Below are 17,737 nucleotides of genomic sequence, written 5' to 3'. Positions count from 1 at the left end.
AAAAATGAGGTACATTTAGAAAATTGTTTTTAAAACCTGTATCAGGTATTTAGAATTTTAAAGATTATATTAGAGTAACCCAAAATATGATAAGTAAAAGATTAATTACAGCTGGAATTACGTTAACTGTACTGTTTTCAGCATGTAAAACACAGGAATTGAAAATGAGTACAGCAAAAGAAGAAACTACAACAGAAAAAAAAGTTGTGGTCTATCAAGTTTTTACACGCCTATTCGGAAATAAAAATAAAACCAATAAACCCTGGGGTACAATTGAAGAGAACGGAGTTGGAAAGTTTAATGATTTTACAGATAAAGCGCTTCATGAAATCAAAGATTTAGGAGTAACTTATATTTGGTATACAGGTGTTCCGCATCATGCTTTGGTACGAGATTATACAGCTTACGGAATCTCAAATGATGATCCCGAAGTGGTAAAAGGACGAGCAGGATCTCCTTATGCGGTTAAAGATTATTATAATGTAAATCCTGATTTGGCCGTTAATCCTGCAAAACGATTAGAAGAATTTGAAACGTTAATTAAACGTACTCATAATACAGGTTTAAAATTGCTTATTGATATTGTTCCGAATCACATTGCTCGCAAATACGAAGGGAAGTCAAATCCTGAAGGTGTAAAAGATTTTGGAGCAGATGATGATGTGACGGTTGAATACAAACGTGATAATAATTTCTATTATATTCCAAGAGAACATTTTGAAATTCCAGATGGAGATATACCGTTAAATGGAGAAAAAAATCCGCTTATTGATGGACGATTTGATGAGAATCCGGCGAAATGGACAGGAAATGGTTCTAGAAAAGTAAAACCGGATCAAAACGACTGGTACGAAACGGTAAAAGTTAATTATGGAGTTCGTCCAGATGGGGCAAAAGATTTTCCTGAACTTCCTATTGGCTTTGATCAAAAATCATATCAAGAACATTTTGCTTTTTGGCAGGATAAAGAAGTACCTGATTCTTGGAAAAAATTTAGAGATATTGCTTTGTATTGGACTGCAAAAGGCGTTGACGGATTCCGTTATGATATGGCTGAAATGGTTCCGTATGAATTTTGGAGCTACATGAATTCTTCCATTAAAATGAAAAATCCAAAAGCTTTTTTATTGGCAGAAGTTTATAATCCGAATGAATATCGCAATTACATTCGTTTAGGAAAAATGGATTATCTGTATGATAAAGTAGAAACCTATGATAAATTAAAAGATATTATTCACGGAAAATCGTCTCCAGATGAATTGACAAGTATTCAAAATAGAATGACGGATATTGAACATCACATGCTTCATTTTTTGGATAATCATGATGAACAGCGATTGGCAAGTTCAGAATTTGCTGGAACTCCAGAAAGAGGAAAACCTTTAATGGTGGTTTCGGCAACTTTAAGCACGTCGCCAACGATGATTTATTTCGGACAAGAAGTAGGGGAGGCGGGACTTGAAGATGCTGGTTTTGGAAAACCTACAAGAACTTCAATTTTTGATTATATCGGAGTTCCAAATCATCAGCGTTGGATGAATGATGGTAAATTTGATGGAGGACAACTTTCAACTTCTGAAAAAGAACTTCGTGATTTTTACAAACGATTATTAAATTTTACCATTAACAGTAGTGCTTTGATGGGAAGTTTTGAAGAAATTCAAGCTGCTAACCGTCAAAATAATTCAAATTATGATGCTTTATTGTATTCGTATGTACGTTGGTCAGAAAATCAAAAGCTGATTGTAATTGCTAATTTCTCTTCTGAGCAAGCAAGCGAATTTGATTTAAAAATTCCTTCTTCAATTATTTCTAAATGGAATCTAAAAGACGGAGAATATGAATTAAATGAACAATTATATAAAACCAAAAAGTTTATTCTTAAAGTAGAAAATGGAGAAGGAGTGGCTAAAGTTGCGATTCAGCCTTTAGAATCTTTGATTTTGGAATTGAAATAAAGATTTAATTTAAACACATAGAAACATAGCTTTCAAAACTAATAAAAGGCGCTTCACTAGGTTTGAATGCACATAGTCGAGCTATGTGTGGAAACTAGTTTCTTTTGTATTCTTTTTTTTTTGCAAAAATCTATGTTTCTATGTGTTTAAATGCTTTTTAATAACGAAAGAATTTCTTTAATTGAAAATTGAGCTCCACAAACAAATTCGTCTGAAGCACCGTAATAAACAGTAAGTGTATCGCCATCAGATTCTAGAATATGGCCGTTTGTAAAAACAACATTTCCGAAAAAACCACTTAATTCATAATCGGTTTTAGGAAACATAATAGGAGTTTCGGTCCTTGAAATTACTTTTGAAGGATTTTTTAGATCCATTAAAAAAGCGCCTAAGCAATATTGATGAAATTCATTTGCTCCATGATAAATCTCCAGCCAGCCAAATTCTGTTTTTATTGGAGCAGCACCTGCGCCGACTCTTTTACTATCCCAATTTCCTTTTCTGGTTTTGATAATACATTTGTGATTTCCCCAATGAATGCCATCAGGAGACGAGGCAATCCAAATATAATTTCCGCCAATATCTACACTGCTCGGACGATGTAAAGCGTAGAACAAACCGTTTATTTTTTCCTCAAAAATAGCACAGTCTTTATTATGCGGTGGGAAAATCATTCCGTGTTTTTCAAAGTTTATCCAATCGGTTGTGGTGCGTAAACCTACCCCAACGCCATTCCCAGAAACCGAAGTAAAAGTCAAGTAATATTTTCCTTCAATGAAGGAAACGCGGCAATCTTCAATTCCAAAAGTTTCTAATATTCCTTCACCAACCAAATAAGGATAATCTTCTGGTTCGTAAAAGTGTTTTCCATCATCACTGCAAAGTAAACGGATGTGAGAAAGGGTGGTTAAATAATCAATTCCTTGGTAGTTAATTACACGTGCATCTGTAGCAACAAGTTCAGGATGATCTTTTAAAATTTCTATAATTTCAATTAAACCATTTTCTGTCAGTATTGGAAAAGAGATAATATCTTCAGCTTGTTTTGGTCTTTCGGCAACTCTTACTGCTAGCCAAGTTTTATTTTGAAACTGAAACACACCAGGATTTAGAAGGCAAGTAATTTCTAATCCTTCTCTGCTTGGAGGTAAATCTGATGGAGAAATTAATGGGTTTTCTGCAAAACGATTGGCAATATCTTTCATGTTCTTTGGATATAATAACATAAAAGGTATAAAAAAAAGCTGATACTTAATTCGTACCAGCTTCTTTTCTATACTTTTTTGACCTTTTTGAGAGCTTCAATATAATATTCGTTTACTTTTTCCCAATTGATATGTTCGTAAAAAGCGTCAATATAACTTCCTTTTCTGTTTTGATAATCCAGATAATAAGCATGTTCCCAAAGGTCAATTCCTAAAATTGGTGTTCCGGGAACTATAGCATTTTTCATCAACGGATTATCTTGATCCTGAGTTGTTGTAATTTGAAGTTTACCATATCGGTCAACCACTAACCAAACCCATCCTGAACCAAATTGCTTTTCAGATTGTGCTTTGAACTGATTTGTTAAGTTGTTAAAAGAACCAAATTCTTTATTAATAGAGCCTGAAAGAGTATCTTTTGGAGTTTGTTCTTTTGGACTTAAAATATTGAAATAAAGCGTATGATTGTAATATCCACCAGCATTTTGACGAAGTTTGGCGTTATTCAAATCCATCTTTTTTAAAATATCCTCAATCGGCATATTTTCAAATTCTGTCGATACGATTTCTTTGTTGAAATTGTTAGTGTAAGACAGATAATGTTTAGAATAATGCGTTTCCATAGTCAATGACCTTATTGCGGGAGAAAGACCATCATAAGCAAAAGACAGTTTGGTCATTTCAAAAGATCCGGGATCAGCTTTAACATCATTAGGCGAACCTATAGTGATTTTCTCTTCTTTTGTTGGAAGAGGAACCTCAACTACTTCAGTCAGCTTATCTTCTTTACAGGAAAATAATAGTAAAAATGAAGCTAAAGCAGTAAAAAGAACAACATTTTTCTTCATAATATATTTATTTTGATGTTAATGAATTAATGATCTCGATATAATTTTCTTTCGCTTCATCTACAGACATGTGACTGATTTGCATCCAAGCATTTGTTTTAAAAGCATCTCTTAAATCAAAATTCTCAGATTGATTGTAGACAGCTGTACCAAAAGTTGCTTGTTTATAAAATGCATAAAGTCTTAACTGCACATCTTGCGGCAGTGAAGCCTGAGTCATTGTCATTGCAATTTCTACAGCTTCCGCAAAGCGAATATCTAAATCTTTTTCTGTCATTTATGCTTTTGTAGCAATAATTGTTTTTCCACCAATCGCTTTTTGATTCAATTCAACGTTAATTGGTGTACCTAAAGGTAAAAATAAATCTACTCTTGATCCAAATTTAATGAAACCAGCGTCAGTTCCCTGAACAACCTGCATTCCTTCTTTAGCATAATTTACAATTCTACGAGCCAAAGCTCCTGCAATTTGTCTGTATAAAATAGCTCCGAAAGTTTCGTTTTCGATAACTACTGTAGTTCTTTCGTTTTCTTCGCTCGCTTTTGGATGCCAAGCAACAAGAAATTTACCAGGATGATATTTGCTGAATTTAATGATACCATCCATTGCGTAACGTGTTACGTGCACATTGATTGGCGACATAAAAATAGATACCTGTAAACGTTTATCCTTAAAATATTCTCCTTCATAAACTTCTTCAATAACCACAACTTTTCCATCAACAGGAGCCAGGATATGATCGCTGTTTCTAACGGCAATTCTTTTAGGATTTCTAAAGAATTGTAAAATAATGATTAGAATTACTAATGCTGCAATTTGAACAGCAGTTCTTAGCCAATTGATGTCAATGAATTTCTCAGCTAATAAAACCACAACAACAGTGAAAACTACACCTAATAAAATGGACGGGCCTCCTTCTTTATGAAACATAATATAAAATTTGATAAAATAAAAATATAATGGGTGCTACAAATATAACACTATCTAATCGATCTAGAATACCTCCGTGACCCGGCATGATGGAACCACTGTCTTTTACGCCGGCAATTCTTTTGAATTTGGATTCAATCAAATCTCCGATAGTGCCAAAAATACTGACAATTAAAGCAATACTGGTCCAGATTATAATAGACATACTACTAAACTCAGGATTGGGTTTAATATAGAGCTTAGAGATTAAAAATCCTGCAAATGCTGCAAAAACGACACCGCCAATAAAACCTTCGATGGTTTTTTTAGGAGAAACTCTCTCAAACAATTTATGTTTTCCCATTGATTTTCCAACTAAATAAGCAAAAGTATCATTGGTCCAGATTAAAACGAATAAGCCAAGAATAATCTTCGGGTTATAAGAATGTGTTCCAAAAGAAATTTTTACTATGAATAGAAAGGGCAGGGTGATGTAACCAAGAAGATACAAGTATTTTGAAGAAGTACTTATATTTTGTACAGAATCATAAAATAGAAAAATGATGCATTTGATTGAAACCACAAGTGTAATGGCAAGCAGAATTAAATCCATTTGCTGAATGTTTGTTTCTAAGCTTATATTCAAATTAAATGTATCGTTTAAAAACTTACTGGTCTGTTTGTTGTAATGAGTTACAAAGACAACTATGGTATAAACAAGTGTTCCAAAAAGTATAGAAAAGACTTTGTTTAGATTTACGATATTAGAAAATTCATAAATCGTAATGATTAAGAAAATACCAAAAAGGAGAATGAAGCTTTCAGTAGAAAACAATATCGAAGTTAATAGTAGAGCGATATAAACAGCACCAGAAATGGTTCTCTTAAGTGTTTCGTTCATCTTAAAGGTCTTCTAAAAGCAGTAAATAAAGGTTCTTAGCAACACTTCCGTATTGGGTAAAGTCTTCTTCTTTTGCTTTTTCGAAATATTTTATTGTGGTAATATTGGTAGGATAGTCTCTTTCGTATTTACGTTTTATAGCGCTTAGTCCGTCACTTTTCATTGGTAGGATTTGGCTTGTAGTTGCTATAATAACAATATTGGCTGGTAATTCGTTTGGTTTATTTTGTCGAATTTGTTTGGATGAAAATAAAATAGAACCTTCGTCGGCAATAAGGTTCTCACAGCTTGCCAATAAGAATCTTGGATTTGAAGGAGCAATGTAGAATAATTTATTTTCTTCTAATAAGCCAAAAAGGGATGGTTCATAGCATAAAGCTTCTTTTTCGAACCAATCATTTTCTTCTAATATGTTTTCAAACTGTTCAGTAACTTCACTCTTGTTTTCACAATACAAAAATTTACCTCCATTTTTCTTAAAATTGAAAATAAATTGTTCGTCCAAAGATAAATGGCTGTTCTGAGCAGATGTACCTGCATATTCGCTTTCGTTCTCTTCGTCAGAAGGGGCTTCACTCGAGCCAAATATTTTTTTGAAAAAATTCATTTTTTATATGAAATACTTTACATGTTAATTGAAAACGTTCAAAGATAAAAAAATCTTAATTCAAAAGGGACTTTTGAATTAAGATTTTGAAAATTTATTACGTTTTTCGTAATTATTTATGAAACTACTTCTTCTAAGTTTTTATCAAAAGTACGTTTCCCGAATATGTTTTCTAAGTCATCTTTAAAGATTACTTCTTTTTCAATCAGAATATCAGCAAGTTGGTTCAACTTGTCCTTGTTTTCTTCTAATATCTGGATAGCTCTTTGGTATTGTCCTTCAATTAATTCTGAAATTTCTGCGTCAATGATTTTTGCTGTTTCATCAGAATATGGTTTAGAGAAATTGTATTCGCTTTGTCCTGTTGAATCGTAATACGTAACGTTTCCAATTTTATCGTTCAATCCATAGATCGTTACCATTGCACGAGCCTGACGTGTTACTTTTTCTAAATCACTTAAAGCACCTGTAGAAATTCTGTCAAAAGTTACTTTTTCAGCAGCTCTACCTCCCATAGTAGCACACATTTCGTCTAACATTTGATCTGTTCTCACGATTTGTCTTTCTTCTGGTAAATACCATGCAGCTCCTAAGCTTTGTCCACGTGGTACAATAGTTACTTTAATAAGTGGAGCAGCGTGCTCTAACATCCAACTTACAGTTGCGTGACCTGCTTCGTGAATCGCGATTGCTCTTTTTTCTTCAGGAGTGATGATTTTGTTTTTCTTTTCTAGACCACCGATAATTCTATCCACTGCGTCAAGGAAATCTTGTCTGTCAACTGCTGGTTTGTTGTTACGGGCAGCAATTAATGCAGCTTCGTTGCAAACGTTAGCGATATCAGCACCAGAGAATCCTGGAGTTTGTTTTGCTAAGAAATCTAAATCAAGACCTTCAACTTTTTTGATAGGGGCCAAGTGTACTTTGAAGATTTCAGCTCTCTCGCGAATGTCTGGTAAGTCAACAAAAATTTGTCTGTCAAAACGTCCGGCACGCATTAAAGCTTTGTCTAAAACGTCAGCTCTGTTGGTTGCTGCCAAAACAATTACGTTAGAGTTTGTACCAAAACCATCCATTTCAGTTAATAATTGGTTCAAAGTGTTCTCTCTCTCGTCGTTTCCGCCAGACATGTTGCTTTTTCCTCTTGCTCTACCAACAGCATCGATCTCATCAATGAAAATGATAGCAGGAGATTTTTCTTTTGCTTGTTTGAATAGGTCACGTACACGAGATGCACCAACTCCTACAAACATTTCTACGAAATCTGAACCTGATAAAGAGAAGAACGGTACTTGCGCCTCACCAGCAACGGCTTTTGCTAATAACGTTTTACCAGTTCCCGGAGGTCCTACAAGTAAAGCTCCTTTAGGAATTTTACCCCCTAAGTTTGTATATTTTTCAGGGTTTTTAAGGAATTCAACAATTTCCTGAATTTCTTCTTTAGCACCTTCTAAACCAGCAACATCTTTAAACGTGGTTTTGATATCTGTTTTTTCGTCAAAAAGTTTAGCTTTCGATTTTCCGATATTGAAAATCTGTCCGCCACCTCCAGCGCCACCACCAGACATTTTACGCATAATGAAAATCCATACACCCACAATGATGATGATAGGAAGTAAGCTGATTAAAATATCGCTCCAGTTGTTTTTCTGTTGGAAATTGTAATCTTTTAATTTGCCTTCTGTAACCGCTTTTTCTAATTTAGTCTGAAAGATTTGATCGTTACCAATTTCCAAAGTGTAATGTGGACCTTTGTTTGGTTGTTTGAAAATATCTTGAGCTACATTTTTATTTGCGGGATCTTTAAGAGCGGCAGCATTTAAATATACCTCAGCTTCTGCTTTGTTGTAAACAATTACTTTTTCAATCTGTCCTTTTTCTAGTAAGGTGTTGAATTTAGAAGAAGTTAATTGAGCAGGTTCGCTTAAGCTTGATCCTCCTGTGGCAAAACTTATGAATAAAAAAACTAAAAGTATTGCGGTATATATTAACCAAGGACTTATTTTAAATTTATTCGGATTTGGATTATTATCTTTAGCCATTTAATGAAAGTTTCTTTAGTATTTGTTCTCGATTGTAGTTATTTTGGCATCGCCCCAAAGGCTCTCGATGTTGTAATATTCGCGAATATGCTTCTGGAAAACGTGTACCACAATGTGTACATAATCCATTAAAACCCATTCTGCGTTATCGGTTCCTTCTACGTGCCAAGGTTTATCTTTTAAATCTTTTGATACTGTTTTTTGAATTGAGTTTACGATGGCGTTAACTTGGGTATTTGAGCTACCATTGCAGATTACAAAATAGTCGCAAACAGCAGTATCTATTTCTCTTAAGTCAAGAATATCGATATCATTTCCTTTTACTTCCTCAATCCCTTTGATTATGTTCGCCAGTAGAACATCATTATTAATCGTCTTTTTCGCCATGAATTATTTTATATGTGAATTTGTAAAGTTACCAAATTTTGTGATTATTTTTGATCCTTAACAAAATATTAAATTAAGTTATTCAAATTATTTTAATGAAACTAATCAAACTCGATGCCATAGATTCGACAAATGATTTCCTGAAAGCCTTATCAAGTCAGGATGAACTAGAGAATTTTACAACGGTAACAGCTGAAAATCAGACAAAAGGCAAAGGACAAATGGGAGGGAAGTGGGAGTCTGAAGTCGGTAAAAACCTAATTATGAGTGTATTGGTGAAAGAATTTCTTTATAATCTTGAAGAAGTTTTTAATTTAAGTCTTGTGGTTTCTTTATCAGTTGCAGAGGTTTTAAAATCGTTAAATATTCCTGAAATCTGTATTAAGTGGCCAAACGACATTCTGTCATATAATAAGAAATTAGTTGGCATACTAATCGAAAATACTATAAAAAGCGATGGCAGAATCGTGTCAGTTGCTGGAATTGGAATGAATGTAAATCAAACCAATTATGACGAATTGCCGAGCGCTTCTTCATTGGCAGTAATTGCAGGTAAGCCTTTTGATAAAGAAAAGATCACAGTTTTAATAGTGGAAAAAATCAAAGAGAACATTCAATTGTGGCAGACTTCTTCTCAGGATTTATGGAATAATTATTACAATACATTATTTAAAAAAGGAGTTCCAACAGCATTTAGAGGCAAAAATGACCAAGATTTCATGGGAATTATTCAAGGTGTTTCTCCAATCGGAAAACTGCAGGTTTTATTGGAAGATGATACTGTGGCAGAATTTGAGATTAAGGAAGTGAAGATGCTTTATTGAGAGGGACAAAGGGGCATAGTAACAAAGGGACAAAGGTTTCTTTCGTTGTGAATAAAATCGTTTAGTTTGTCATTTCGAGGAACGAGACCCAAGCGATAGCGAAAAGGCGAAGCAAATCGCACTAGTAGCCCAATAAAGAATATTTCCAATCTTTGCGGAATCCCGCGTGTGATTTCTCCTTACGTCGAAATGACAAAAAATGCGATAAAAACTTTGCGACTCCGCGACTTTGCGAGTGCATAATAAAAAAAGCCCAATCGTTAGATTGGACTTTTAATTTATAATTCACAATTAATAATTAACCATTATTAAAGTTTGTGCATATTATTTGCTAAAGTTTCAATAAACTTACTGATTGGACCTTTAACCATCATCGCCATCATAGCGTTGAATTCGCCTTCAAAGAATAATTGAACAGCACTTTCTGAATCAGAAATAGTGTCAATGTTTGAAGTCAGCGTAAACGGAAGTTTATCACTTGCAGCACCCAAAACGATTTTGTTTGGAGCTGTTTTTTCTTTCATTTTCAATTTGATTTCAGGCATTCCTTTCAATCCAAAAATAAAAGCGTCTTCGCCAGTCACTTCAAATTTAGCAATGTTATCTGGCATTAATTTTTCGAAGTTCTTAACGTCAGTCAATTGATCAAATAAATCTTGAGCTGATTTTTGAACTGTAACTTTTGGACTTTCTAAGTTCATATACTATTTTGTTTATTATTTATTTGAAAATAAATTCCAATTTTCTAAATTGTTTCACCTGTTCGCTATCGCTCGAGTCCAAATTCCAAAAAAGAGTGAAGCAATTTTTAAGAAATCTAAAATCTGCAATCAGAAATCTAAAATTATCCTTCTTGTCCCCAAGTAGATGGACTTTCGTTCCATTCTAAAAGAGTAGATTGTTGCTCTTCTGTGATATATTGTTTTTGAACAGCTAAATCCAAAAGATTTTCGTAGTTGCTTAAAGTAAATAAATCAATATTAGCTTCTTTGAAATTTTCTTCGGCAACACCAAAACCGTAAGTAAAAATAGCAGCCATACCTTTAATATTAGCACCTTCGCTTCTTAAAGCTTCCACAGCCATTAAACTGCTTTTTCCGGTACTAATTAAATCTTCGACAACTACAACATTTTGACCTTTTTGTAAAAAACCTTCCACTTGGTTTTGTCTTCCGTGTTTTTTAGGTTCCGGACGCACGTATACAAATGGAAGACCTAAACTTTCGGCAACCAAAATTCCAACTCCAATGGCTCCAGTAGCAACACCAGCGATCACATCAGGTTTTCCAAATTGTTTTTCGATGTTTTTAGCAAATTCATCACGAACATAGTTTCTGATGCTCGGAAATGAAAGAATTAACCTATTATCACAGTAAATAGGAGATTTCCAACCAGAAGCCCATGTAAAAGGATTTTCGGGATTCAATTTAATTGCATTTATTTGCAAAAGCAATTCGGCTGTTTTTTCGGCAGTATCTTTATTAAAAATCATAGTACAAATGTATAAAGTTTTTGTAAACGACAAACCACTTTTTTTGACAAATGAAATCTCTAAGGAAACAGATTTCCAATTGTTCTTGTTGGAGAGTATTGATATAGAACAGCTTATTATAAAAATTTTTCAAAATAAAATTCAAAAAGCGATTCTTTATCATCCCGACGAAAGTGAAATGATGAAAACACTAAAAGCTAAAATTCCCGTAAATAAAGCGGGCGGAGGCTTTGTGTACAATAAGAAAGGCGAGGTTTTATTTATCTTCAGAAACGGTAAATGGGATCTTCCAAAAGGCGGAATCGAGAAAGGAGAGGAGATCGAAGCAACGGCAATGCGTGAAGTTGAAGAAGAAACAGGCGTAAACCAACTTCGTATTACAAACAAACTACAGAAAACCTACCATATCTTTAAACGTAACGGAAAATACAAACTCAAAATCACACATTGGTTCGAAATGTTTTCCGATTTTGAAGGAACTCCACACGGACAATTAGAAGAAGGAATCGAAAAAGTGGCCTGGTTAAACCCAGAACAAATCAAAGAAGCACTAAAAAACTCTTACGAAAACATAAAATTGTTATTCGAAGAAGATAAATACGCTTCGGTAGATTTTAAACCCAAAAAAGAAAATTTAGAGTCTTAAGAACCTCAAAACTTAGCATCTTAGAACCTCAGCACCTCAGGATCTTGAAAATTAGGGCGTGCCACCATTTAAAAAAAGGCCCAATCAACTTTGCGTTCATTGGGCCTTTTCTTAAATGCTGTCGGGCTATCCGCGCTACTTCGGTAGCTAGCTTCTATCCCTCACGCAGAGACATGCTTTGTCGTTATGTTTTGTTTGAGGTTTAAAGTTTCAAGTTTCAAGTTTCAAGTTTTTGCTGGCGCGAGCGTCCCGCTCTTGTTAGCGGCTATTAATTAATTCTATTAAAAAAATCATATATTCTTATATAATTAACCAGTTTCTCATTTTCAATTTCTGTGAGATTAAAAAAGGGCTCTGAATTTGAATAATATTTAAATATGATATTATTTTTTTTTACTAAAAATGTATAATATGTGCAATCATAACATAATCCGCAAAACTGAGAAAAAGCTTTTTCTTCAATTGTGTTCAAATGGTCTAGGACAAAATCATCTGGAATTTCTAATTTAGATTCTGTTTTTTTGTCGTTTTCAATCTTTACTTGTTTCCATTCTCCGGAACTTGTTTTAAAAAATCTTAGTAGTTTATAATCTCCAATTCCTTCTACATAACTATAAATAAGTATTTCAAAGTCATTATTTTCATTATAAAATTTATCAAGTTCAATAGAGGTTATATGGTATTCATTATCTGAAAAAGAAACTTTGGATAAATTATCAGGATAGATTTTACATGTGTTTTTTTGAGGTACATTTTTTTGTTGAGAGCAGCTCAAAAAAAGAATTGTAACAAAAAAAAGAACAATTTTAAGATTGGTTTTTAAAATAATCATAATCTGTTTATTTGATTATAAATTTAATTCTAAGATGAAACACAAAAAGTCTCTTTGGACTTCTGAATTTCATGTTTTTTTTCGCTTAGGTAAAAGTCTTTCACGAAAAGAAATCTAACCTCTCAAATGTTTAAGAATTACCATTTAAATTGATCAAAAGATCGTTTTCATTAAAAACCACATTAATTACTTTGCCATTCTTTTGAGCTTTTACTTCATTTTCATTTGAAATCAATTCAAAACCTTTTTGAGAAAGATAATTCGTAAAGGCATTTTTATGATTTTGAATTTCAAACGTAGAAATCAATTCTGGGAAAACGGTTAAAATTCTAGAGAATTCCTCGCTTTCAATATTGTCTATTTTATCAGATTTTATTGTAACCACCATGGTTCCTTGACCATAATTTCCAAGATAATAACCGCTTGCATTAAACATTGTTGTAGCAACCATTCCAATAAGATGTAAGTCATTAGGAACAGCGTCAAATTTTCCAACAGATAATAACTCAATATTGTTTTCTTCTCCGTATTTCTTTAATGAAAGTGCTTGTTGCATGACAGATTCTGCATAACCGCCCGCTTTATTTTCCCAAAGCCAAAGCCAAGTTTCTGACGAATGCGAAAAGGAACCCAAAACCTGAATTGGAAAAGTAAGTTGATCTCCAAAAATGATTTCTTCTTTGTCCATATCGACATTCCAAGAAAGTCCGCCTGTTACTTCGTATAGATTTCTTTGTTTTTCTAAAGCAAGTGCTCCAAATTTTTCTAAGAAATCATTTTCAGATGTAAAATGGATATCGTTTTGTGATTCTGTTTTTTCTTCTTTCTTTTTGAAGAGATTATTGAATATTCCCATGTTTTGAGGCTTTTGTTATTTTGAAGTTACTGTTTTCAAATATATAACTTTTAAAAATAAGTAGGAAAATGATTAATTGGAATAATTGATTAATATTTGTTTGTACTTTTGTTCGGGATGCAGTAGTAAAATACATTTTTCAACATCAAGATGTTTTTTATAAATTGCCAGTTATTATCCTTAAATACTCTTTTGAATTATGAGCACACTAACAAAACCAAACCACATAGGAAGAAAAATAAGCCGAATTCGTGAACTTAGAGACATGAAACAAGAAGCTTTGGCTCAGGCTTTAGGAACCAACCAACAGGCAATTTCTGCTTTGGAAAATAGTGAAACAATAGATGATGAAAAACTGAAAGCTATTGCAAAAGCTTTAGGTGTAAATGTGGATGCTCTCAAGAATTTTTCAGAAGAAGTAGCAATTAATTATTTTAATAATTTCTATGATGAAAGTGCAAAAGGACAAATATTAAATAATTCTTGTAGTAATCTTACTTTTAATCCATTAGATAAATTAATTGAGATTTACGAAGAAAATAAAAAGCTTTACGAACGTTTGGTTCAAGCTGAAAAAGAGAAGGTTGAGTTTTTAGAAAAAATATTGAAGGATAAATAAGTTTTTTTTGTTCTCTTTGAAATAGAAATAGCCTAATAAATTTAGTTTTACTAGGCTTTTTTATTTTTATTTATGTCGCGTTAGCAAGGTAATATTGTGTGTAATTTTCAGATTTTATGACTACTACGTTACTTAAAGTGTTTCAAGTATAATGATTGAGGAAAACAAGTAAAAATTAAGTAAGAATGGAAAGAGCGGAAGCAAGACAAATAGCGCTATCTACTTTAAAAGTTTATTTTGATAAATTAGGCTATACTTTGAATTCAACCCCTAATTTGACAGATGATTTTGAGAAAAAAACTGATTTTGGGTTAATAAAGGTCGGTTTTTATTTTAAAGATAATGGTTATCATGTTTTTAATAAAGTGAGTATTTCATTTTTGGAAGTGGAATGCATTATTATTGATATAAAAAATCCACATAATGATTTTTCTAGTCAAATTGAAAATGGAGATTATCATCTATCTACGGTTTATGATTATCAAACTATTTTGCCTTATGATGAACCATTGACCAAAAAGTCGGCCAACGTTAAAAATGCAATAGATCTCGAATTAATGGTAGCTAGAATAATTGATTATATGGATGGAAAAGGTTTACAATTTATTGAAAAATATAACTCCTTGTCAACTGTATTGGCTGAAATGAATAGATTAGAAAAAGAGGGAAGATACTGGAATGAGGAGATTTTATTGGGTGGTTCAGATTCTTTTTTTCGAGGTCTAATAATATCTAAACTATGTAATGATATTGAGTTTGATAAAAAAGTACAAATGGTAGATAAGTTATTTTATGAAGATTTAAATGATCCTTGGATACCTTACTACGAAAGATTAAAAGAAAGACTAAAAACAATAAAGCCAAAGTATAATTTGTGAAAATAAAAGCATTTGAAACCTAAGATTTGTAATCACTTGATGGACATTGTTATAAAATAAAGAAGCCGTATATTTTATACAGCTTCTTTTGTTTTTAACTTTTTGCCCATTCGTGACTTTCTCAGACTGGATTCATTATTGATACGCTTGTTTTAACAGGTTTTAATTTTTGCCTTTACTTTTTAAAAATCTGATCATAATGAAGCATTAAATACTTATTATTAGGAGGATTTTGTAAAGGTTGTCTAAAAACTAGATCCTTAACGTGATAATGCACACTTTGCTTTAGTTTTTTTGAAACAACAACATTATTTTCATTGATGGTAATAAAGCCTTTGTCAAACAACTTGTCGTGTAGTACACATAAAAGAATACAGTTTTCTAATTCTAGTCGGGCTGTTTCATTTAAACTCCAGGGTACGATATGACTGGCAATCAATAACTCTGATTGGTCAATGTCGCAAAGAGCACATTTATGATTGTAATTTTCTAACAAATATTCTTTTAAAACATCCTGATACACTCGAACTTTTACATTTGCATTTCTTTCTGTTTTGTTTTTATTTGGGTTTATAGGCTTTCTTTCGATCAAATTTTTGGCTTCAATTCGAGCTTCGATGAAACTTTCAATCAATTCTTTTGCTTTTTCATCTAAATCAGAAATGTTATCGTAGTTTTTACTCAGTAAACCTTTGTGTTCCTCTTTGATATTAAAATGATGTAAGATGTCCATTGCAACATATCCGCCTCCATTTGCTTTTGCGGGTAAACCCAGAACTTCTTTTTGAATCGATCTGTGACTTTTTTTGTCAACTAAATAGGCATATAAAACTTTGAAAGCGGTATAATCGTCAAGATTTTTAATTCTCATTATTATTAATTTATTATTGGGTTATGTGTTTTAAACTCACCGAAAATCTCAAGTTTTTACGATAAAATCTTCAAAAGATCGATCATAGAAAATGAAATAAAAATGGTAAAAAGTTTTATAGTTTCAGTTTTTAAAGGAAGTCAAATATAGCTTTTTTCTTTCAGGTTTTGAGTTTTGGATTGATATGCATTGTGGTTATTTTTTTCTCGCAGATTGAGCAGATTAAATTGTGAATATTTGAATAAAAAAATCTGCAAAATCTGCAAAATCTGCAAAATCTGCGAGAGAGGAAATCTTACTGTTAAACAACTTAAAACGGAGAAAGCCTGAAACGTAAAACCTTTTAACTACTTTTGCAAAATGAAAAAACACCATTCCAACGATATACTTTCGAATTTAGGAATTCAGAGCCTGAATGAAATGCAGGAAATGGCACATGATGCTATTTTGAATGAAAACAATACTTTATTACTTTCTCCAACTGGATCTGGAAAAACTCTAGCATTTTTACTTCCGGTTTTAGAATTATTGCAACCTGAAATTTTATCGGTTCAGTGTTTAATTTTGGTTCCGTCTCGCGAACTTGGATTACAGATTGAACAAGTTTGGAAAAAAATGGGTACGCAATACAAAGTAAACATTTGTTACGGTGGACATTCAATTGATACTGAAATCAAAAATTTAAGCAATCCGCCGGCGGTCTTAATTGGAACGCCAGGAAGAATTGCTGATCATATCGATAGAGATAGTTTTAGAACAGATAAAATTCAGACTTTAATTTTAGACGAGTTTGACAAATCGCTTCAACTTGGTTTTCACGAACAAATGTCTTTTATAATCGGGAGATTATCGAAAGTAAACAAACGAGTTTTGGTTTCGGCGACTTCAGATATTGAAATTCCAAAATATACAAGAGTTGTAAATCCGACTGTTTTGGATTTTCTTCCTGAAGAAGAAGAAAAGACCAATCTTTCTATGAAAATGGTGGTTTCACCAGCGAAAGATAAATTGCAGAGTTTATTCAATTTGATTTGTTCTTTAAAATCAGAGTCGGCTATTATTTTCTGTAATCATCGTGATGCTGCAGAACGTATTAGTGATACATTAAACGAAAAAGGAATTTATTCGGTGTATTATCATGGCGGAATGGATCAGGAAGAACGCGAACGCGCTTTGATTCAGTTTCGAAATGGAAGTGTTACTTATTTAGTCACAACCGATTTGGCTGCAAGAGGTTTGGATATTCCGGAAATGAAACATGTTATTCATTATCATTTGCCTTTAAAGGAAGATGAATTTACACATAGAAACGGCCGTACAGCGCGTATGCAGGCAACTGGAACCGCCTATATTATCATTCACGAAAGTGAAAAAGAATTAGACTACATTGATTATGAAATGGAAGTTTTGAATGTTGACGGAAATGTTTCTTTACCAAAACCTCCACAGTTTCAAACCATTTATATTAGTGGTGGAAAGAAAACCAAACTGAACAAATTTGATATCGTAGGTTTCTTTTCTCAAAAAGGAAAATTAGAAAAAGACGATTTAGGATTAATCGAAGTAAAAGATTTCGTTTCGTTTGCTGCGGTAAAGTATAATAAAGTAAAGGATCTTCTGAAAAATATCAAAGATGAAAAAATGAAAGGCAAGAAGTTCAAAATTGAAGTTGCCCGAAATGTCATCAAAAAAGTAGAAGAGGAGAAAAGAGGGAAATACTAAAATTTAGATTAGAAAATTTCTCTTATCTGTTTGTATTTCAGGTTTTTATGAAATAGTAGGTAAGTTTTACAATTTTATGTTAAAAAAATAATGGTTTGATAGGTGTTTTTTCAATATTTCTATGTTTTTTTGTGTTCGT

General features: G+C 32.6%; 19 protein-coding genes. 6 read left to right on the top strand and 13 right to left on the bottom strand.

The genetic code is table 11. The features are described from left to right. Positions 1-86: 86 nt before the first annotated feature. A complete protein-coding gene (locus NQQ59_RS04670; protein WP_144214356.1) occupies positions 87-1,958 on the top strand; it encodes an alpha-amylase family glycosyl hydrolase in 1,872 nt (623 codons plus the stop codon). A 146-nt stretch (positions 1,959-2,104) separates the two neighbouring features. Here NQQ59_RS04670 and NQQ59_RS04665 read toward each other — a convergent pair whose 3' ends face one another. From NQQ59_RS04665 to rsfS, 8 genes are all read right to left on the bottom strand, one after another. Next, positions 2,105-3,163, bottom strand: a complete 1,059-nt coding sequence (locus tag NQQ59_RS04665) for a glycoside hydrolase family 130 protein (protein ID WP_144214354.1) — start codon at positions 3,161-3,163, stop codon at positions 2,105-2,107. Positions 3,164-3,231: 68 nt separating this feature from the next. Beyond that, positions 3,232-4,011, bottom strand: coding sequence for a superoxide dismutase (locus NQQ59_RS04660; protein WP_144214352.1), 780 nt, complete (start codon positions 4,009-4,011; stop codon positions 3,232-3,234). A gap of 7 nt (positions 4,012-4,018) precedes the next feature. Then, a complete protein-coding gene (locus tag NQQ59_RS04655; protein WP_109192779.1) occupies positions 4,019-4,288 on the bottom strand; it encodes an acyl-CoA-binding protein in 270 nt (89 codons plus the stop codon). Next, entirely contained in the window at positions 4,289-4,942 is a 654-nt protein-coding gene (locus NQQ59_RS04650; RefSeq protein WP_144214350.1) for a phosphatidylserine decarboxylase family protein, read from the bottom strand. It abuts the gene before it with no gap. Further along, positions 4,932-5,822 carry a phosphatidate cytidylyltransferase gene (locus tag NQQ59_RS04645; RefSeq protein WP_144214348.1) on the bottom strand — a complete coding sequence of 297 codons (891 nt, stop codon included), beginning with the start codon at positions 5,820-5,822 and terminating at the stop codon, positions 4,932-4,934. Before NQQ59_RS04645 ends, NQQ59_RS04650 begins: the two co-directional genes overlap by 11 nt. 1 nt (position 5,823) lies before the next feature. After that, a complete protein-coding gene (locus NQQ59_RS04640) occupies positions 5,824-6,429 on the bottom strand; it encodes a lactate utilization protein B/C (protein WP_144214346.1) in 606 nt (201 codons plus the stop codon). Between the two features lie 116 nt (positions 6,430-6,545). After that, positions 6,546-8,471, bottom strand: a complete 1,926-nt coding sequence (gene ftsH, locus NQQ59_RS04635) for an ATP-dependent zinc metalloprotease FtsH (protein WP_144214344.1) — start codon at positions 8,469-8,471, stop codon at positions 6,546-6,548. A 15-nt stretch (positions 8,472-8,486) separates the two neighbouring features. Continuing rightward, the gene (gene rsfS / locus NQQ59_RS04630; RefSeq protein WP_007809313.1) at positions 8,487-8,858 is read right to left on the bottom strand and encodes a ribosome silencing factor; all 372 of its coding nucleotides are present in this window, start codon (positions 8,856-8,858) and stop codon (positions 8,487-8,489) included. Positions 8,859-8,953: 95 nt separating this feature from the next. Between rsfS and NQQ59_RS04625 the strand changes: the two genes are divergently transcribed. Beyond that, complete coding sequence (locus NQQ59_RS04625; protein ID WP_144214342.1) at positions 8,954-9,682, top strand: biotin--[acetyl-CoA-carboxylase] ligase; 729 nt, start codon at positions 8,954-8,956, stop codon at positions 9,680-9,682. Between the two features lie 308 nt (positions 9,683-9,990). Here NQQ59_RS04625 and NQQ59_RS04620 read toward each other — a convergent pair whose 3' ends face one another. Together NQQ59_RS04620 and pyrE are read right to left on the bottom strand one after the other, a co-directional pair. Further along, positions 9,991-10,383 carry an SRPBCC family protein gene (locus NQQ59_RS04620; protein ID WP_144214340.1) on the bottom strand — a complete coding sequence of 131 codons (393 nt, stop codon included), beginning with the start codon at positions 10,381-10,383 and terminating at the stop codon, positions 9,991-9,993. A gap of 143 nt (positions 10,384-10,526) precedes the next feature. Next, the gene (gene pyrE, locus NQQ59_RS04615) at positions 10,527-11,174 is read right to left on the bottom strand and encodes an orotate phosphoribosyltransferase (protein WP_144214338.1); all 648 of its coding nucleotides are present in this window, start codon (positions 11,172-11,174) and stop codon (positions 10,527-10,529) included. Between the two features lie 7 nt (positions 11,175-11,181). Here pyrE and NQQ59_RS04610 point away from each other — a divergent pair, with 7 nt between their 5' ends. Beyond that, positions 11,182-11,820, top strand: a complete 639-nt coding sequence (locus NQQ59_RS04610; RefSeq protein ID WP_144214336.1) for an NUDIX hydrolase — start codon at positions 11,182-11,184, stop codon at positions 11,818-11,820. Between the two features lie 268 nt (positions 11,821-12,088). Here NQQ59_RS04610 and NQQ59_RS04605 read toward each other — a convergent pair whose 3' ends face one another. Together NQQ59_RS04605 and NQQ59_RS04600 are read right to left on the bottom strand one after the other, a co-directional pair. Further along, positions 12,089-12,652, bottom strand: a complete 564-nt coding sequence (locus NQQ59_RS04605; RefSeq protein WP_144214334.1) for a hypothetical protein — start codon at positions 12,650-12,652, stop codon at positions 12,089-12,091. A 130-nt stretch (positions 12,653-12,782) separates the two neighbouring features. After that, complete coding sequence (locus NQQ59_RS04600; protein WP_144214332.1) at positions 12,783-13,508, bottom strand: DUF6882 domain-containing protein; 726 nt, start codon at positions 13,506-13,508, stop codon at positions 12,783-12,785. 199 nt (positions 13,509-13,707) lie between these two features. Between NQQ59_RS04600 and NQQ59_RS04595 the strand changes: the two genes are divergently transcribed. Then, positions 13,708-14,127 carry a helix-turn-helix domain-containing protein gene (locus NQQ59_RS04595; protein WP_144214330.1) on the top strand — a complete coding sequence of 140 codons (420 nt, stop codon included), beginning with the start codon at positions 13,708-13,710 and terminating at the stop codon, positions 14,125-14,127. A 185-nt stretch (positions 14,128-14,312) separates the two neighbouring features. Continuing rightward, positions 14,313-15,005 carry a hypothetical protein gene (locus NQQ59_RS04590; protein ID WP_144214328.1) on the top strand — a complete coding sequence of 231 codons (693 nt, stop codon included), beginning with the start codon at positions 14,313-14,315 and terminating at the stop codon, positions 15,003-15,005. A 175-nt stretch (positions 15,006-15,180) separates the two neighbouring features. On the opposite strand, the gene NQQ59_RS04585 is transcribed toward NQQ59_RS04590, so the two are convergent. Continuing rightward, complete coding sequence (locus NQQ59_RS04585; protein ID WP_144214326.1) at positions 15,181-15,876, bottom strand: HNH endonuclease; 696 nt, start codon at positions 15,874-15,876, stop codon at positions 15,181-15,183. A 360-nt stretch (positions 15,877-16,236) separates the two neighbouring features. Between NQQ59_RS04585 and NQQ59_RS04580 the strand changes: the two genes are divergently transcribed. Further along, a complete protein-coding gene (locus tag NQQ59_RS04580; protein WP_144214324.1) occupies positions 16,237-17,598 on the top strand; it encodes a DEAD/DEAH box helicase in 1,362 nt (453 codons plus the stop codon). Positions 17,599-17,737: the final 139 nt, after the last annotated feature.

It is taken from the genome of Flavobacterium panacis, from assembly GCF_024649945.1.
Lineage (GTDB): Bacteria > Bacteroidota > Bacteroidia > Flavobacteriales > Flavobacteriaceae > Flavobacterium > Flavobacterium panacis.
This window is presented reverse-complemented; position numbering and strand designations above follow the sequence as displayed.

Excerpts from the sequence above, each read along its gene's own strand:
- NQQ59_RS04670 (WP_144214356.1), top strand. The coding sequence starts at position 87 with ATGATAAGTAAAAGATTAATTACAGCTGGAATTACGTTAACTGTACTG.
- NQQ59_RS04665 (WP_144214354.1), bottom strand. The coding sequence starts at position 3,163 with ATGAAAGATATTGCCAATCGTTTTGCAGAAAACCCATTAATTTCTCCA.
- NQQ59_RS04660 (WP_144214352.1), bottom strand. The coding sequence starts at position 4,011 with ATGAAGAAAAATGTTGTTCTTTTTACTGCTTTAGCTTCATTTTTACTA.
- NQQ59_RS04655 (WP_109192779.1), bottom strand. The coding sequence starts at position 4,288 with ATGACAGAAAAAGATTTAGATATTCGCTTTGCGGAAGCTGTAGAAATT.
- NQQ59_RS04650 (WP_144214350.1), bottom strand. The coding sequence starts at position 4,942 with ATGTTTCATAAAGAAGGAGGCCCGTCCATTTTATTAGGTGTAGTTTTC.
- NQQ59_RS04645 (WP_144214348.1), bottom strand. The coding sequence starts at position 5,822 with ATGAACGAAACACTTAAGAGAACCATTTCTGGTGCTGTTTATATCGCT.
- NQQ59_RS04640 (WP_144214346.1), bottom strand. The coding sequence starts at position 6,429 with ATGAATTTTTTCAAAAAAATATTTGGCTCGAGTGAAGCCCCTTCTGAC.
- ftsH (WP_144214344.1), bottom strand. The coding sequence starts at position 8,471 with ATGGCTAAAGATAATAATCCAAATCCGAATAAATTTAAAATAAGTCCT.
- rsfS (WP_007809313.1), bottom strand. The coding sequence starts at position 8,858 with ATGGCGAAAAAGACGATTAATAATGATGTTCTACTGGCGAACATAATC.
- NQQ59_RS04625 (WP_144214342.1), top strand. The coding sequence starts at position 8,954 with ATGAAACTAATCAAACTCGATGCCATAGATTCGACAAATGATTTCCTG.
- NQQ59_RS04620 (WP_144214340.1), bottom strand. The coding sequence starts at position 10,383 with ATGAACTTAGAAAGTCCAAAAGTTACAGTTCAAAAATCAGCTCAAGAT.
- pyrE (WP_144214338.1), bottom strand. The coding sequence starts at position 11,174 with ATGATTTTTAATAAAGATACTGCCGAAAAAACAGCCGAATTGCTTTTG.
- NQQ59_RS04610 (WP_144214336.1), top strand. The coding sequence starts at position 11,182 with ATGTATAAAGTTTTTGTAAACGACAAACCACTTTTTTTGACAAATGAA.
- NQQ59_RS04605 (WP_144214334.1), bottom strand. The coding sequence starts at position 12,652 with ATGATTATTTTAAAAACCAATCTTAAAATTGTTCTTTTTTTTGTTACA.
- NQQ59_RS04600 (WP_144214332.1), bottom strand. The coding sequence starts at position 13,508 with ATGGGAATATTCAATAATCTCTTCAAAAAGAAAGAAGAAAAAACAGAA.
- NQQ59_RS04595 (WP_144214330.1), top strand. The coding sequence starts at position 13,708 with ATGAGCACACTAACAAAACCAAACCACATAGGAAGAAAAATAAGCCGA.
- NQQ59_RS04590 (WP_144214328.1), top strand. The coding sequence starts at position 14,313 with ATGGAAAGAGCGGAAGCAAGACAAATAGCGCTATCTACTTTAAAAGTT.
- NQQ59_RS04585 (WP_144214326.1), bottom strand. The coding sequence starts at position 15,876 with ATGAGAATTAAAAATCTTGACGATTATACCGCTTTCAAAGTTTTATAT.
- NQQ59_RS04580 (WP_144214324.1), top strand. The coding sequence starts at position 16,237 with ATGAAAAAACACCATTCCAACGATATACTTTCGAATTTAGGAATTCAG.